The following is a 17,361-nucleotide window of genomic DNA, read 5'->3' on the forward strand; positions in this document are numbered from 1 at the left end:
GATCATGAAAAAATGGAGCGCCTTTATCATTTTCCTCGGTCTGTTCACGATTCCTTCCTTTGCGTCCCCAGAGGTCGTGGATAAAGTGGCTGCCGTACTGGAAAACGGCGTCGTCCTAGAAAGTGATGTGAACAGCATATTAACCGCTTTGAAGAGCAGTATTCAAGAAACCAAACAAAAATTGCCAGATGACACGTCGATGCGTCGACAGATCCTTAATCAGCTTATTATAGACAATATCCTTCTACAGTTGGCTCAGCGCGCTAATCTCTCCATCAGCGAACAGCAGCTGGATCAAGCTATCGGTAATATCCTCTCCCAAAACCACATGACTCTCAATCAGCTGCATAATCGTCTAGAACATAGCGGCATAAACTACAAGACATATCGGGAGAACATCCGAAAGGAGATGTTGATTTCCGAAGTACGTAATAGCGAAGTCCGATCCCGAGTTACCATTTCTCCTCAAGAAATTGATGAACTAGCTCATCAGCTCGCCGCGCAAGCGGCGAACCGAACGGAATTTAATCTCAGCCATATTCTGGTTCCGCTACCAGAAAAAACAACCCGAGATCAGTTGCATCAAGCAGCGGCAATAGCCAATGCTTTAGTTGAAAAAAGCAAATACGTTGATGACTTAGTCAAGTATGCAATCACAGACCCTGAGAATCAGCGACTAATGAAAGGAAGTAAAATAGAGTGGGCAAAACTCGAAGAGCTGCCATCGCTATTCGTGACGCCCTTACAGGACGCTCAGAAAGGAGACATTATCGGCCCGATTCGTTCCGGTGTTGGTTTTCATATTCTAAAAGTCACCGACATCCGCGGCGGTGATAACAAGGTAGCAGTCACCGAAGTACATGCGCGTCATATTCTTTTACGCACCTCGGTACTGATCAGCGATCAAGAGGCCCGAGGTAAGCTTGAGGATATCGCGGCGAACATCAAGAACGGTCGGATCAAGTTCAGCGTTGCTGCTAAACAGCTATCAGAGGACCCGGGCTCATCGAATCAGGGTGGGGATCTAGGCTGGATCTCCGCGTCGGCATTCGATCCACTCTTCCGTAATGCACTAATGCAGCTAAAGAAAGGAGAAATTAGCATGCCGGTGCATTCTTCCTTCGGATGGCATCTAATTCAGCTTATAGACATTCGTCAAGTAGACTGCACCGATGCCGCAAGGAAAGACCGTGCCTATCAACTACTATTAAACCGCAAGTTTTCCGATGAGGTGCAGCCTTGGCTGCAGGAACGGCGTGTTTCAGCCTATGTGAAAATTATCAATAACTAATGAGAAATAATAACGAACGCATTATCATCACACCGGGAGAACCCGCTGGAATAGGTCCTGATCTCATCGTTATCCTAGCTCAGCAGGCGTGGCCAGTCGAGCTGGTAATATGTGCTGAGCCTACAATATTGATGTCCCGGGCAAAGCAACTTCACCTCCCTTTACGTCTTGTTCTTTATCGACCTGAACAACCAGCCATACCTTCTAGAGCCGGCGAACTAACTGTGCTACCCGTCTCAGCGCAGGTACCGGTCATTGCCGGCACTCTTAATGTAGATAATAGCCATTATGTAATAGCAACTCTGGCCCGCGCCTGTGACGGCTGCCTCAACGGCGAATTCGCAGCACTGCTAACAGGTCCGGTGCATAAAGGCATTATTAACGAGGGAGGCATTCCGTTCATCGGCCATACCGAATATTTCGCTGAGCGGAGTGGGTGTGATCTCGTAGTCATGATGTTAGCGACACAGTCGCTGCGTGTCGCTCTTGCAACCACTCACGTGCCGCTGCTGGCAGTTCCAGGCGCCATCACTCGTCAGTCCCTTCAGAAAGTGATTACGATTTTAGTCCAGTCCCTGAAAAAACAATTCAGCGTCCCGCAGCCGTGCATCTATGTTTGTGGGCTGAACCCCCACGCCGGCGAAAGCGGCTATATGGGGCTGGAAGAAATTGAGATAATCACCCCTGTTCTGGATAAACTGCGCGATACAGGGTACCATTTGATCGGACCGTTGCCCGCTGATACTTTATTCCAAATAAAATATTTGCAACAGGCAGATGCGGTACTAGCTATGTACCACGATCAAGGGCTACCGGTGATAAAATATCAGGGATTCGGCCGTACGGTTAATATCACGCTGGGGCTTCCTTTTATTCGTACGTCCGTTGACCATGGCACAGCTCTAGAGCTATCGGGTTCAGGATATGCAAAGGCTGGCAGTATTAAAACTGCTCTGAATCTTACCATAAGAATGATTAGAAATCGTAATGAATAACCGCGTTTATCGGGGGCATGTAGCTCAAAAGCATTTCGGCCAGCACTTTTTGCACGATAAAAAAATGATCGACACTATTGTTTCTGCTATTCATCCCGAGGCAGGCGATGCAATGGTTGAAATAGGGCCTGGATTAGGTGCCCTGACTGCGCTCGTGGCAGCGCGCGTTAACGCCATGACTGTAATTGAAGTTGACCGTGATTTAATTAACCGCCTAGCTACTCATTTTTTTTTACGGGGCCGGCTGAACATCAAAAACCAGGACGCGCTGACAGTAAATTTTTCCGAGCTTTCCAACGAGTTGGGACGGCCTCTTCGGGTATTTGGTAACCTGCCTTACAATATTTCCACACCGCTGATTTTTCATCTCTTCCAATATACTCATGTTGTTCGTGACATGCACTTTATGCTGCAAAAAGAAGTAGTCAACCGGCTCATAGCGCGTCCGAACAGTAAATCCTACGGCCGATTAAGCGTCATGGCCCAATACTACTGCGATATTATCCCGATACTGGAGGTGCAGCCGGCTTCATTTCGGCCGGTTCCAAAAGTGGATTCAGCGGTCGTGCGTCTAGTGCCCTATTTGACGCTACCGTTTCCAGTCTACGATTTAAACACACTGACTACCTTAACTAAAGTGGTCTTCAACCAGCGCCGCAAGACGCTGCGTAATAGCCTTGCTAATCTTTTTAGTGTACAACAACTAGAAGAACAGAATATAGACGCGACGCTACGCGCAGAAAATGTGAGCGTTGAGCATTACTGCCGATTAGCTAACGTTCTTACGGAACGTTCTATTGCAAAAAACTAATATCAGTATTATGGTGATTCACCGCTCATCTAATCTCTAATAACGGATTTAAAAAACTTTTTGCAAGAAAACGGCTGTATCCTCCGCCTGTAGAAAGTTTCTCGATGCAACATGCTAAGCCATCTCGGAAGTGCTGTTTTCTCGTAATCTTCAAATGCATGATCTGAGTCTGTCTGTTTAAAAATAGAATTTTATGCTTTTATGCTAGTCTATTTTAGTGGGGAAATATTCTTCCTCGGCTATAATGTTTTTTCATGAGCCCTTACTTTCACTGCATTATATAACATTATACGGATGCATCTGATGACGCGTTAGGTATTCATAACATCAATTGACTCAATAAATATGTTCAGACATGTATATTAGCGAAATGATATTTTCTAGAATAAACAGCCTTAGCGTTTCCCCTATACGCTAAGATCGAGTAATATTAGAAACTGGTTTATGAAGATGCCTCATCTTTACTGCGATATCAAAAAAAGCATTAACAGCCAAGAAAGTCAGGTGAAGGTAGAGAGTGTAATGGGCAAACAGCCCACACTCTTTCGCGGTAAAGAGCGTCAAGATATTCTTAGTACGGTATTAGTTAATCAGAATCGTAAAATAAAGACTTATCAAGATATTTTTTAAATCAGCGCAGCCAGGGCTAAGTTACCATTCCCTTGCTTTCTCGTGGCAAAACTTTCTCTGATACACTACTCACTATGTCCACTTATTTAATTGGTGATATTCACGGCTGCTTTGACGAGCTAAAGCTCATATTATCCCATGTTCGCTTTAATCCAGAGCTAGATACCCTATGGCTCACTGGGGATCTTGTCGCGCGCGGTCCTGGGTCGCTGGAAGTGCTACGCTTAGTGCGTAGCTTTGGCTATAACCTGCGTATGGTTCTGGGAAATCATGATCTACATTTATTAGCCGTCTATGCCGGTATCGGCCGAAATAAGCCTGACGATCGCATTACAGCACTACTAGATGCGCCAGATGCAGATGAATTAATCTACTGGCTTCGCCATCAGCCAGTACTACAAGTAGATGAGAATAAAAAATTAATCATGGCTCATGCTGGTATTACTCCACAGTGGGATCTTGCGACAGCGCGTCAATGCGCCCGCGAGGTTGAGGAGGTGTTGAGGAGTGATAGGTATCCACTATTCCTTAATGCCATGTATAGCCATCATATGCCAAAAAATTGGAGTTCTGAACTCAGCGGGCTTGCACGTTTTCAGTTCAGCATCAGCGTTTTCACGCGAATGCGCTACTGCTTTTCGGATGGAGCATTGGAAATGAATTGCAAGGATGCTCCAGAAAAAGCACCTGCAGCTCTACACCCCTGGTTTGAACTACCGAGCCAGCTATCCACGTGTTACAGCATCGTCTTCGGTCACTGGGCTTCACTAATGGGACATAGAAAAAAAACGAATATATATGGGATCGACACCGGCTGCTGCTGGGGAGGAAAACTAACCTTACTGCACTGGGAGGAGAAAGCCTTTACTCGTGTTCTCTCAAATTTGCAGCATAAGACCAACATATAAAATTCTCAATTTTTTTGAGACCAAGAAATACGATGAAAGCTCTTGGGGTCTCTATTAATAAAACATTAGCTTAATGACGAAAAAATTACGTACATCAGTGCCTCTTGCCTAACCCCCACATCGGATCCGTCTTCCATCGGGATCGTTCTAAAACTTCAAAGCGATAGCGGATCCTGCATTTCTCCTCATCTATGTCATGAGATTCAGTAAAGGTACATTTCCATTCAGCCGTCTGATAGCAGGGAAACCAGGTGTCGCCATCTACCGTAGCGTCAATGTGAGTCAAGTAAAGCCTGCTGGCATGTGGTAAAAAAGTTTCGTACACCTTCCCTCCACCGATTACCATTACTTCTTTTACTGCGCCCGCCGCAGCTAGAGCTATCTGAGGCGTTGATGCCCAGGTCACATTTTCTGCATCGCCGGGATAAGTGCTTAGCACAATATTATGCCTTCTAGGTAGCGGTTTTCCTATGGACTCAAACGTTTGCCTTCCGATGATAACCGGCTTGTTCAGAGTATTTTTTTTAAACCAAGCTAAGTCGTCGGCAATACGCCACGGCATCATATTTTTCATCCCAATAACACGCTCTAGCGCCAAAGCAGCAATAAGGCTAATCATAAATAAGCACTCTTACAGAAAAATGTTTGCATTGTACGGAAAGAAATGCAGGATTTCGATAGCTGTCTCTGTAAGATGTCAAAATTTTTAAAGGAACTGAAAATCTTCTTGCTACCAGCACAGTGCAGTACTCAAAGTAGAGAAAAAAGCTATAAGAAGGGTGATTTCCTCTTTTTAAGCCAATCCAAGGTCTCTTAGCCGGTGATTTCCGCGTGCATTTCTTGAACTGAAATGACCTGAGCAGTCGCGTCGGCGTTAAGAGAGATTGCGGTAGCTAACCCACCGTTCAACGTTGTATCGTAATGTACTTTATACTGCAAAGCACTCCGCCGGATGAGTTTGTAATCCTCCATAGCTTGACGACCAGCGGTAGTATTAATGATATAGCTATATTCACCATTTTTGATCCGATCCTGAATATGAGGTCTTCCCTCATGGACTTTATTCACCAGACGTGGATTGATGCCGGCCTCGCCTAAAATCACGGCTGTTCCGTGGGTGGCATCTAAATCAAAACCAAATTTTATCAGCTGAGCTGCTAAGGCTACTACCCGATCTTTATCGCTTTCACGCACCGAGAGCAGCGCACGGCCGCTTTTCTTTATGCGCACATGACTGCCAAGCATGGCCTTTGCAAACGCTTCTGCAAAAGTTTTTCCCACACCCATAACCTCGCCTGTAGAACGCATTTCCGGCCCCAAGCTTGGGTCTACGCCAGGAAATTTATTAAACGGCAGGACAACCTCCTTAACTGAGTAGTAAGGAGGAATGACTTCATTTGTTAGACCCTGCTCCACCAAAGATTTTCCTACCATCACTAGAGCCGCAACCTTAGCCAACGGCACACCGGTCGCCTTCGAAACAAACGGCACCGTGCGCGCGGCTCGAGGATTAACCTCGATAAGGTAGACTTCTCGGTCCTTGACCGCAAACTGAACGTTCATTAACCCTTTAACCTTCAGCTCAAAAGCTAGTTTTTCTACTTGTTGACGCATGACGTCCTGAATTTCACGGCTCAGCGTATATGCTGGAAGAGAACAAGCCGAATCACCAGAGTGCACGCCCGCCTGCTCGATATGCTCCATTATGCCGCCGATCAGTACAGTTTTTCCGTCGCAAACGGCATCAACATCTACTTCTACCGCATCGTCCAAGAAACGATCAAGCAGAACGGGAGCATCATTGGATACGCTAACCGCACTCTGGAAGTAGCGTAGAAGATCCGTGTCGTCGTAAACAATCTCCATCGCTCTTCCACCAAGAACGTAGGATGGGCGCACTACAAGTGGATAACCAATCAAAGCAGCTTTTTCTAACGCCAGGTCAAGGGTAGTCACGGTAGCGTTGGCCGGCTGTTGCAAACCAATACGCTTGACCGCATTCTGAAACCGCTCCCGATCTTCTGCCCGATCGATAGAATCGGGACTTGTTCCAAGCACTGACACGCCTGCCGCTTCCAACGAGCGCGCTAGTTTTAGAGGTGTTTGCCCACCATATTGCACAATAACGCCCTTGGGATGTTCGATACGTACAATTTCAAGCACATCTTCCAAGGTTACTGGCTCAAAGTAAAGACGGTCCGAACTATCGTAATCGGTGGAAACTGTTTCAGGATTACAGTTGACCATGATGGTCTCGTAACCGTCTTCCCGTAATGCCAATGAGGCGTGTACGCAACAGTAATCAAACTCAATGCCCTGGCCTATCCGGTTTGGACCGCCACCTAGCACCATAATTTTCTGGGGATTCTGATTAGGCAAGGATTCGCATTCCTCATCATAGGTCGAGTACATATAAGCAGTATTGGTCGAAAACTCACCAGCGCAGGTATCAATCCGCTTATATACTGGATGCAGATTATAGCTTTCTCGTAATTTACGTATAGCCTCCTCTTTAACACCTACTAAGCGGGCCAGCCGTGCATCGGCAAATCCTTTGCGTTTTAACTGCCGCAGGTAATCATTGCTGAGAATAGCAATTCCCCCTATCGACACGTCGTTTTCCATCTCGACCAGCTCCTCGATTTGCATAAGAAACCAACGGTCGATATTCGTCAGGTTGAACACGCCATCTACTGACATACCAGCGCGAAACGCATCTGCCACATACCAGATGCGTTCGCTACCAGGCTCTTTCAGCTCGCGCCGCAAAATAGTCAAAGCTTGAGGATCGTCGAGATTAACCTTAGGATCAAATCCACTTACACCAACCTCCAATCCACGTAGTGCTTTTTGCAGCGACTCCTGCTGGGTACGCCCGATCGCCATGACTTCACCTACCGATTTCATCTGCGTAGTCAGGCGGTCATTTGTTCCCGCGAACTTCTCAAAATTAAAGCGCGGGATTTTGGTCACTACATAGTCGATAGAGGGCTCAAAAGAGGCAGGGGTGCGGCTCCCGGTAATGTCGTTCATGAGCTCATCGAGCGTATACCCTACTGCTAGCTTCGCAGCCACTTTGGCGATAGGGAAGCCCGTCGCCTTGGAGGCAAGAGCAGAGGAACGAGAAACACGCGGATTCATCTCGATAATAAGAAGCCGTCCATTTTTCGGATTGACCGCAAACTGAACGTTAGCCCCGCCAGTTTCGACGCCAATTTCGCGCAATACTGCCATCGAAGCGTTACGCATGATTTGGTATTCTTTATCAGTTAGAGTCTGCGCAGGCGCGACGGTTATTGAGTCGCCGGTGTGAATTCCCATCGGATCTACGTTCTCGATAGCACAAACAATGATACAGTTATCTTTTTTATCGCGTACTACCTCCATCTCATACTCTTTCCATCCAATGAGAGACTCATCAATGAGTAATTCGCTGGTGGGCGATAAATCTATGCCCCGTTCGCAAAGCTCTTCAAACTCTTCGCGATTATAAGCAATACCACCGCCAGTGCCGCCCATGGTGAACGAAGGGCGGATAATACAGGGGAAGCCAATCTCAGCATCGGCTACCACCGCCAGTGCCTCGTGTATGGTATGGGCAATGCCGGAACGGGCAGTATCTAAGCCGATATTTTTCATCGCCCGCACAAAACGCTGCCGGTCTTCTGCCTTATCAATCGCGTCGGCAGTGGCTCCGATCATCTCTACACTGAATGCTGTCATTACCCCCTCACGTTCGAGATCTAGGGCGCAATTTAGTGCTGTCTGGCCTCCCATGGTTGGCAAAAGTGCATCTGGCTGCTCTTTCTCGATAATTTTACGCACGACTTCCCAGTGAATAGGCTCGATATAGGTAGCGTCGGCTATATCAGGATCAGTCATAATTGTGGCTGGGTTAGAATTCACCAGCACCACGCGATACCCCTCCTCTCGTAGTGCCTTACACGCTTGCACACCGGCATAATCGAACTCGCATGCCTGGCCGATAACGATAGGACCGGCGCCCAGGATCAGGATACTTTTTATATCGGTACGTTTTGGCATCTCAGGCTCCGAGTACGTTAGGGTGTGAGCGATAAGCGTTAATGAGTTCGATGAAATGATCAAACAGCGGCGCAGCAGCATCGTGCGGGCCCGGGCTAGCCTCAGGATGCCCCTGAAAGCTGAACGCCGGTTTCTCGGTATGATGCAATCCCTGTAGCGTACCATCAAATAGTGACGTATGAGTTACACGGAGGCTAAGCGGCAGCCTGTTCTCGTCTACCGCGAAACTGTGATTCTGGGTGGTGATCATCACTCTATCGGCCAGCAAATCTTTTACTGGATGGTTCGCACCATGGTGGCCATGCTTCATCTTTACAGTCTTGGCGCCACTAGCTAAAGCTAGTAATTGATGACCCAGGCAAATTCCGAACAACGGAATCTTTTTGGTAAGCAATATTTGGATGGCTTCGACGGCGTAATCACAGGGCGACGGATCCCCAGGGCCGTTGGACAGGAAAATGCCGTCGGGATTCATAGCTAACACTATTTCAGCAGGAGTCTGTGCAGGTACGACCGTCACACTACAGCCTCGGTCTACGAGCATACGCATGATATTACGCTTGATTCCATAGTCATAGGCAACCACATGATACAATAGAGGCGTTATTGGGGGAGAGAGTAAGCCCCCTTCTAGAGCCCAACTACCCTGTGTCCAGATGTACTGTTCTGTAGTACTTACTGCTTTGACCAAATCTACGCCCTTTAGCCCTGGAAAGTCACGAGCCTTCTGCAGAGCCAAAGATGCATCTGGACTATCGCCAGCGATGACGCAGCCGTTTTTCGCTCCTTGCTCCCGCAGCAACCGCGTTAGCTTTCGGGTATCAATATCGGCAATGCCGACAATGTTATGCTGCCTCAAATAGTCAGATAGAGGTAGCGTATTGCGAAAGTTGCTAGCGATAGGTGCTAGGTCGCGGATTACTAACGCCTTTGGCTGAACACAAGGTGATTCCTCGTCTGACGCATTGGTGCCAGTATTACCGATATGGGGATAAGTAAGAGTAACGATTTGGGAGGCATAGGAAGGATCAGTGAGGATCTCTTGATAACCAGTTATTGATGTATTGAATACCACCTCCCCTACAGCAATGCCCTCCACCCCAATCGCCCGACCGTGGAATTGGGTGCCGTCTTCTAGAACTAATAGCGCTGACTTTATCAAGCTCAAAACATTCTCCAAAAAACTTTTTAGTCATAATAGTTTCATATTAATTCATTTAAAAGGAATAAATCAATGCATAAAAAACCCATAAAAAATTTATTGAATGGTCTGAAGTTTTTCAAACTTTAAGGAGATAGAAAGGTTGTTGCAACACGATGAGGACGCTATTTGGTATTACTGATAGTATCATCTCTCTTCAATAATTTAACTCATGCTATTTTTTTTTGAAAATAGACATTTACCACATATGCACTGAGGCTGGATCTTAATTTCTTTCAATTAAGATCGTCTTTGGTATTATTAAAGAGATCGGTCAGAGATTACTGCATCAGAAGAGCATGCCGTTTTTGCTCATCTTCGCCAGTACTGTTCTGTTAAAAATACGGTGAACGCTTATAAAGCTTCTGTAATGCAAGATAGGCATGTAGCATGTTTCTTAGGACATGACGGGAATGCATTAATCAATTTGCAACTTATCAAGATGCTGTTGCAAAGATGCGGGCACGAATCATTTTTCAGCATGATGGTTAAAACCATTTACTGCTAGAAAACGAACGTTTAGACGTGATAACAGTACTTTTGGAGAGTTTGTGATAACATCGCTTTGGAAGTTTTTTAAAAAAAGACACCGGCGCTTCCGGATGCAATCACGTCTATACCAGACTTATCTGGGCGATAGAAGCTGGTGGCGCTTATGATACAGGGTTGTTTTTTTACCATTATCTATTTAAGAGAGAGCATAAGGCCGTTTATGTTGAGTCGAGATCGAGCATATGACTTAGATACATAATATTAGCTCATTGAAGTATTTAAAATGAGGACGTGAAGCACGTGGTAGATGGATAGCAAGAGTCAAAACGCTCTACGCAATGAAGCGTCTTAAGCAAAAATTTAATAGCGTTACAATAGGCCCTCTTATTAGGGTACTCAGCATAAACGCTTAACAAATTTGACTGTATGCTGTCGAGATAAATCAGTGCACTACGCCGATACTATGCAATCTATTTTTTAATATAATACAGCCATCAGTAAGGATTATAATCTCATGTGTCATGAGATATCTAACTACAGGATGCCTTTACACCCCGCGCTGCCTTCTGCTGGGCCATGCACTACTACACCCTGCATTTCTCTACCCTGCATTTCTCTCTTTACTAAAAAATTAAACACCGTTCTTATCGCGCACTCCAATTAGTACTGTCAGCACATTTTAGCATTGCTATGCTAATAGCAAATGCCTGTACCCACTTTCTGTGGAAAGACCAGACCCACCATCTTTGAGTATGCAGCCTTAACAAGTTTCCAAATTCAGTCAATGAATGTCTGTACGATGCTCGGAAATAGGCTACACACCTAGTGCATCATGTACACCGCAGGCATTCATTCTATCTTTATCAGAATCACCCTCAATGTAGGATGAGTAGGAGCGGTATCCTCTGCCCATCCAGCATTCGCTAACTCAGCTCACTCATATTGTTGAAGACCCTACTTCTTCCGGGACCTGTTGTCGGTTATTAAGTGAGTAACGCACTCTAAACTATAGCTTTACTATACAAACTGTTTTGTGCAACGCAGGCAGCGCACTTCGCGCATGCTCCGCTAACTTCCTTTTATGTTCAAAGAAGTCTAAGATCGAGCAAGATGTCCGGATTGCGATATAACATCAAACGATATTAAAACTATCACTACTTTCATGCTCTGCACTAGAAACCAGTCGATGTCATGCAGATTTCGGGGTACGTGCTGTTTAAACGGGTACGGCTAGAAATGTGCATTTATCTGCTATCTGAGGTGCTTTCCAGACGATATTTGGCTATAACACTAATTTTATTTTCTGTGTTGCATGAACGACATCGATAAACATAATGCGTTCATTTTTACTATGTTTTTTATTACATTATAAATTTTCAGAAATGCCAACTACATTTCTAAAGGGCATGTTTTAGGGAACACACTCCCCGCAAGCCTTCTATAAAACAAAACCGTTAAGGTACAACCATCGCATCATACTTGGAATGAACTGCCGGATACCACAACATGCAGAAATTTTTTCAAAACTAATCAATATCGTCCAAGGAATTTTAATTTTAATAGCCCATTTATCTTTTGATTTTCTCTTAATGCGGATAACTATCAGAGTCGCGATTTTAAGTCGTAAGTGCCTTATTTATTCATTGAGTCATTGAGGTAATTGAATAACGTAGTTTCACATAATATATTGCGAGTGTGAAGTTATTTCTGATGTTTATTTATCTTCGTAAAAAAAGAAAAAACCGTATCATTATTCATATACATGAGAGTCGACATGTTCTACCAAGAAAAAATTTCTAAGATTTTTTCGATATTTTTGTTGGGTGAATGATCATTCCCATGATATGGATAGCTGTTATGAAAAACAGTATCATCAATCATTTTTATTAATACAGAAAAATGCTTAAATAAAAAATTGCCTACAATTTAGATCTTGTTTTGTGTTGCTTGTACTTATATTGACGTGTATAGAAAAAATCTACTTTTACTACAACGTCCAGTAACTTCTCAGAAAAATATTATAATTTATTAAGATTAAGTACATGCAGCATGTCGAAAAGACCTTTTTGATGCTTGACAAGCCAAACGGCTGCACGTACTGCCCCTCTAGCGAACGTGATCCTATGCGATGCTTTGTGGGTAATCTCTAGACGTTCACCACCCTCCGCAAATATTGCGGTATGCTCCCCTATAATGTTACCCCCTCTAATCGTAGAAAAGCCGATACTTTTCGCTTTGCGCTCGCCCGGATGACTTGCACGGTTATATACTGCGCAATGAGCAAAATCCCGCCCGAGTGCGCCGGCGATTGCTTTCCCCATAGTCAGCGCAGTGCCTGACGGGGCATCTACTTTATGGCGGTGATGCACATCGAGAATCTCAATGTCTGCCTCCTCTCCAATCACCAAGGCTACTTTTTCCAGCAACTTAAGCATTAGATTACCCCCGACACTAAAATTGGCAGCGAAAACAATGCTCGTTTCCTTTGATGCTGCGTTAATAGTCTCTTTCTGCTCATTGCTGAACCCCGTAGTGCCGATCACGATGCCTTTATGATGCCGGCGGCAAAAATCAAGGTATATTAGACTGGTAGCAGGACGGGTGAAATCGATAAAAATATCAAAATCTTTTTTTACTGCCGAGAGGTCAGAAGTGATAATGACGCCTAGAGCCCCGATTTTGGCCAACTCACCAGCGTCTAGGCCACATAATCCCGAACTGGGTCGGCTTAACACCGCGCCCAAGACCGTTTGCTTTGACTCCACCACAGCTTGGATTATCTGGCGTCCCATTCGACCACCCGCGCCGGCAACCGCGATACGCACTGGGGTGACCTGTCTTAAATCATAAAAACTCATATTATATATGATATCTCTTGTGAGTAGAAAAGATTTTATCTCACTTTCGCATTGCCTGCAAGGTTGACTTATAAGTTGTATCTGTATGGCCGTATATTTTAGCGGATAATGAGTTCGCTCAGTCGACAACACGAGATCTTGTTATTCAAAAAATCTTTAGTCTTTTGCATAGCTGCACGAACTGTTCCTTATTGACTATTCTTATATTCACCCTTTTCAAGACAACGCTAATAGTAAAACGCTTGGTGATATAGAGAGACGCATGTTAATTTGCAATCTATAGACTCTAGTAGTTATCGTGAACCCTGATGCAGAAGATCACTACCAGTTGCGGTATATGAATCCCAGAAGAGGAAGTGGGTGTGTTTCTCTATAAATACTTATGGTAACACGCAACAGCACTTGTTTGGCAGTCCTGTCATTAATTACATTCCAGATGCGTTCTGTCGGATTTATATGCTACCTATTATGTTGCTACCTATTGGGTGGCGAAAGTCATTTCGGGTCACTGTGCATCACATGCATCTATGTTATTTTCTAGAAATAGCTAGGTGGTATCATATAAAGTCAGGGATAATATACGCTCTCTGGCTTGTCTATTTTGCATTGAATCAAGCAGGATCTATGATGAGCCTAGCCGAAGCCAGTTATGTCGCCTAACTTTCTTCTTCGAAAGGAAATGAAATGAGTAACGTGTACTCTACACGACCTCAGCTGTTGATGCGACGTTTCAAATAGAGTGTTGTATTCTGCATCTAGCAGGCCTGTGCATCAGTGATACCGCTGTGCGATGCATCAGGCATAGATCATTCAATGCTGTGGCGCGGTCCACTGCAATTATGCTGCTGACGCCACCCCATTCGTGTTTCTACGGTACAGAGAAAACGTCTTGATTTTTTACTAGAAATTTGAAGCTAATGCTATTAATAACGCCATAATTAATATCCCTAAGTCTTAATGATTCTATTATGACAATCAATGTCTTGACTTTTTTCTGACAAGAAAAGCCCCGCGACTCTAATGCAGGATGTGTAAGTTTAAAACTAAGTCACGAAGTGCTTTATATAGCCTTTAGGACAAGGCTAAATTTGTGCTTTATTATCAGTGCCTTCGTGATGATTCTACCTATGAAGAGAAAAGGACGCAACACGTTCTCAACGAGAGGTTATCTGTCTTCAGACAGCAAATAATTTTCAGGATCAAGCATCCTGTCAGAAAAGTACGCTACGGATTTATCTTGCTATAAGCAGAATAATATAGTGCTATAAAATATTGCTTTACTAATAGGAACTGTTTATTTAAAATGTAGTAAAATTAGCTATTTATTACCCTATCTTCATTTAAGGAAGAAAAGACAATTACTGATCCCGCCGCACCAAAGCGCATCATATCATTTAGAGTGCTATTATTATCGCAAGTACATAACTGAAGGTCAATATCTAATCAGAAGTAATAATACTTTCTATAAAAAGCATCTGGTATCAGACTAAATTTCACTAACTACAATAGGCCCGTCCTTTATTCAAAGGACGTATAGATGATTATCTAAATCTTTATTACTACATATGTGCAGGTCGCTGAATTTTGTAGCAATGCTAGTAGCACTTAACCATACTTACGATTTGTTACAAAAAAATCTCGAACACCATATATATCGCTTCAGACTAGCGACACTAGCAATTAACGTGTTGCATGTGCTAGTGGCATGCAACACAGCTGCTTGAAACATACACAAGTCCTAAGAAAAGTATTCGCATTGCTAATTGCATGCTATATAGAATTTTAAATTATTATTGCATAGGTTATTTAGGAAATCTGCTCAGACTTAACCAGCTATAAGAGTTCATAACACCCTACCTAGCGAGAGGGGAAGTATACCTTCCATGCACCCCATAACATACAACGTCTTGATGATGAAAATATTATTATGTCAAAAACAGATATAATACATACACAAAGCATGTTATTCGAGCATCATTGCTCGTCAATATCAAAAAAATAAAATTTATGAAGAGATGAGTACATATATTAGAATATTATAGAATTTTCAAGACATATTAGACGATAGTCTGCTACTCCCTCCAGGCAAAACACTCTATGTTTGCCAGTGGCCCTGTACCCACTGCATAGCTTTAGACATCTAACACTATCTTGTAGTTTAAAAAATCTGTTTAATAAGTATCTTCATTGACCTAACGATGCTTATATCAGCTTTAGAACCAGCCAGTATAGACCTCCTGATAGCAGGGTAGCTACCGGTAACGTCAACACCCAGGCCAATAAAATGTTTTTCACGGTCTTGATCTGCACGCCACCGCCGTCTACTATCATGGTGCCAGTCACTGCAGACGACAGAACGTGAGTGGTAGACACTGGCATGCCAGTATAGCTGGCAACCCCAATGGACACTGCCGAAGTCATTTGCGCAGATAAACCCTGGGCATAAGTCATATCCTTTTTACCAATTTTTTCGCCGATAGTTATAGCGACCCGTCGCCAGCCAATCATCGTGCCAAAAGACAATGCCAATGCTACTGCGATAATAATCCACATCGGAGCATATTCCACGGTATAGAGAAGATCCCGGCGCAAATTTGATAAGCAGCGTTTATCTACGGGTGAGGTTTCCGGCAGCTTCGCTATTTGATCGGCCGTGTCAGCGATACACATCAATAAACATCGTAGGTGGAATCTCTGATCTGCACTGAGCGTTTCGTAGCTGTCTAGATTTTCCAAGAGCAGCAAAGCACGATTAGTCGCAAATAGTACCCGCGAAAGATCGCAATGAAAAACCTGGGTGTGCTCAGGGAGTCCCTGCTCCGAACCGTAGCTACCCGCCAGAGGTGCCTCAAGCCTCGGACTTTCCGAAAATAGAAAAGACCGCCCGTCCAAAGCGAGAGCATGAGTGAATGAGGGGAGGTGCTCAGTATAATAGTGCTGAAAATGATTTACCCCATCTCGAGTGCGGCTGATATCGTAACTACTAGCACTCATGTTAACAACAAACCCCGCCGGTGCAACGCCTATCAGCACCAACATGATCAGCCCAATGCCTTTCTGGCCATCATTTGCGCCATGGGAAAAACTGACTCCAGCGGCAGAGAAGATCAAAGCAATACGAGTCCAGAATGGTGGCTTACGCTTACTATCTTTTTTCTCCCTCTCCGCAGGCGTTAAATGAATTCGGCGACGTTTTTTAGTACTACCCCAGTAGCGACGCAGCATAAAAACCATCGAACCCGCCAACACCAGCCCTACCACTGGTGCGGCAATCAGGGAGAGGAGAACATCAATTAATTTAGGTATATTTAGCGCTAGCACTAACGAGCTACCGCTAACCAAAGCGTTTGTTAGGCTGATCCCAATAATAGCACCGATCAGGGTATGTGAGCTGGATGCCGGAAGACCAAAATACCAGGTGCCTAGATTCCACAAAATAGCTGCCATCAGCATGGAAAAGATCATTGCGATACCATGAGCAGAACCGACATTAAGCAAGAGCTCGGTTGGCAAGAGATGAACGATGGCATAGGCTACGCTTAAGCCGCCCAACAAAACGCCAAGAAAATTAAACACCCCAGACATTACGACCGCTAGCTGAGAACGTAGTGAACGGGTGTATATAACAGTAGCTACGGCATTAGCCGTGTCATGAAAGCCATTAATAGCCTCATAAACTAGAACAAAGCTTAACCCAAGTACCAGCATTAGACCGGTATAGAACTCTAGGCCAGTGAAGAGATGTAGCATAGCATTTTACGCCCTTGTTTTTACATAAATGGATCGCATGGTCTGCGATAAAATGCCAAAGGAAAAAGAAAAGGCGACTGTTTTAATACACATATCACTGCAAAGCCTGCACCACTGCCGATAAACATTTTCTATGCAAAAGGACATACCAGCTTTTTAAGCTAGCATATCCTTAACTATAGCCATATTCCTATTAACAGATAAGTATCAGAAAAGGACTTTATCGCCAGTGAATCAGACTCCCTAAGACATCAATAGTCTCAGCAGCATACAAGAATAGCAGAATAGCATGAGGCACTGGTCATCATTCCTGCTATATACTGCTTCATAAAAGCAAAAAACTAAGCTAAAAGGTCAACTTTTTTAAGTCAGTTAGGCCAC

Annotated in this window: 9 protein-coding genes; 4 read left to right on the top strand and 5 right to left on the bottom strand. The window is 44.4% G+C overall.

Annotation, left to right across the window (positions count from 1 at the left end):
* Positions 1 to 4: 4 nt before the first annotated feature.
* From surA to apaH, 4 genes are all read left to right on the top strand, one after another.
* Positions 5 to 1,291, top strand: coding sequence for a peptidylprolyl isomerase SurA (gene surA / locus A359_RS02275; protein WP_014888239.1), 1,287 nt, complete (start codon positions 5 to 7; stop codon positions 1,289 to 1,291).
* Positions 1,291 to 2,286: a 4-hydroxythreonine-4-phosphate dehydrogenase PdxA gene (gene pdxA, locus A359_RS02280; protein ID WP_014888240.1), complete on the top strand. Its 996-nt coding sequence runs from the start codon at positions 1,291 to 1,293 to the stop codon at positions 2,284 to 2,286. The genes surA and pdxA overlap by 1 nt, the downstream gene beginning before the upstream one ends.
* Complete coding sequence (gene rsmA / locus A359_RS02285; protein WP_014888241.1) at positions 2,279 to 3,097, top strand: 16S rRNA (adenine(1518)-N(6)/adenine(1519)-N(6))-dimethyltransferase RsmA; 819 nt, start codon at positions 2,279 to 2,281, stop codon at positions 3,095 to 3,097. The genes pdxA and rsmA overlap by 8 nt, the downstream gene beginning before the upstream one ends.
* Positions 3,098 to 3,801: 704 nt before the next feature.
* Positions 3,802 to 4,635, top strand: a complete 834-nt coding sequence (gene apaH, locus A359_RS02295; RefSeq protein ID WP_014888243.1) for a bis(5'-nucleosyl)-tetraphosphatase (symmetrical) ApaH — start codon at positions 3,802 to 3,804, stop codon at positions 4,633 to 4,635.
* Between the two features lie 94 nt (positions 4,636 to 4,729).
* Here the strand turns inward: apaH and folA are convergent, their stop codons facing one another.
* The 5 genes from folA to pitA all read right to left on the bottom strand — a co-directional run bounded on the left by folA (position 4,730) and on the right by pitA (position 16,980).
* Complete coding sequence (gene folA, locus A359_RS02300) at positions 4,730 to 5,254, bottom strand: type 3 dihydrofolate reductase (protein ID WP_014888244.1); 525 nt, start codon at positions 5,252 to 5,254, stop codon at positions 4,730 to 4,732.
* 194 nt (positions 5,255 to 5,448) lie between these two features.
* Positions 5,449 to 8,679: a carbamoyl-phosphate synthase large subunit gene (gene carB, locus A359_RS02305; protein WP_014888245.1), complete on the bottom strand. Its 3,231-nt coding sequence runs from the start codon at positions 8,677 to 8,679 to the stop codon at positions 5,449 to 5,451.
* Position 8,680: 1 nt separating this feature from the next.
* The gene (gene carA, locus A359_RS02310; RefSeq protein ID WP_044104728.1) at positions 8,681 to 9,841 is read right to left on the bottom strand and encodes a glutamine-hydrolyzing carbamoyl-phosphate synthase small subunit; all 1,161 of its coding nucleotides are present in this window, start codon (positions 9,839 to 9,841) and stop codon (positions 8,681 to 8,683) included.
* A 2,549-nt stretch (positions 9,842 to 12,390) separates the two neighbouring features.
* The gene (dapB, locus tag A359_RS02315; RefSeq protein ID WP_014888247.1) at positions 12,391 to 13,230 is read right to left on the bottom strand and encodes a 4-hydroxy-tetrahydrodipicolinate reductase; all 840 of its coding nucleotides are present in this window, start codon (positions 13,228 to 13,230) and stop codon (positions 12,391 to 12,393) included.
* A gap of 2,202 nt (positions 13,231 to 15,432) precedes the next feature.
* Positions 15,433 to 16,980 (bottom strand): inorganic phosphate transporter PitA, encoded by a 1,548-nt coding sequence (gene pitA, locus A359_RS02320; protein ID WP_014888249.1) that lies wholly within the window; start codon positions 16,978 to 16,980, stop codon positions 15,433 to 15,435.
* Positions 16,981 to 17,361 lie beyond the last annotated feature (381 nt).

It is taken from the genome of secondary endosymbiont of Ctenarytaina eucalypti (genome assembly GCF_000287335.1).
Lineage (GTDB): Bacteria > Pseudomonadota > Gammaproteobacteria > Enterobacterales > Enterobacteriaceae.